Origin of the sequence: Streptomyces niveus (genome assembly GCF_001723055.1) — a bacterium.
Taxonomy (GTDB): Bacteria; Actinomycetota; Actinomycetes; order Streptomycetales; family Streptomycetaceae; genus Streptomyces; species Streptomyces niveus.
The window spans coordinates 1-537 of the sequence record NZ_MDCR01000579.1 but is presented as its reverse complement, the minus strand read 5'-3'; the positions used below and the strand labels follow the sequence as shown (position 1 = coordinate 537).

Below are 537 nucleotides of genomic sequence, written 5' to 3'. Positions count from 1 at the left end.
GGGCGCTGAGCGGCGCCCCAGGTTCGGGAGAGCGGCCCGAACCGTAGACATCCGGCCAACAACCCCGTGGGGACGGGGGTGCGGCGGACGGCAGCGTTTGGCCGGTCAGCTGGGGAGCTGACCGGCCATCGCGCTGTCCGGACCCGTTTCGGGACCCGTCCGCGCGTAGGCTCCCCGGCGGGAACACACCGCACCGGGGGACAGCCACCAACGTGACCACATCCGTCGTACACGCGCTCACCGCCGCCGCCCGGCACGCCGCCCACCCGCGGACGCGGACGGCGGGTCCGGCCGACGGGACGGACACCGCGTCCCCCTGCCGGGCCTGCGGACGCGAAGAGACCGTGCTGGCCGACCGCTCGGACGGTGTGGTCGTACGCCACGGGCCCGCCGTCGCCAAGGCGCACGCGCCCGCCACCGACCCCGCCGGCCACCGCGCCAGGATCTCCGTCGCCGCGCACCCCCTGCTCGCCGGCATCCTGCTGCCACCGCTCCCGGCGGCCACCCCGTACGTCGCGGGACGGCCCGTCACCGCGA

At 77.1% G+C, this 537-nt stretch carries 1 pseudogene; it reads left to right on the top strand.

Annotation, left to right across the window (positions count from 1 at the left end):
• Window positions 1–212: 212 nt before the first annotated feature.
• Window positions 213–537: pseudogene (locus tag BHU15_RS41985) on the top strand (aminoglycoside phosphotransferase family protein); the annotation flags it as partial.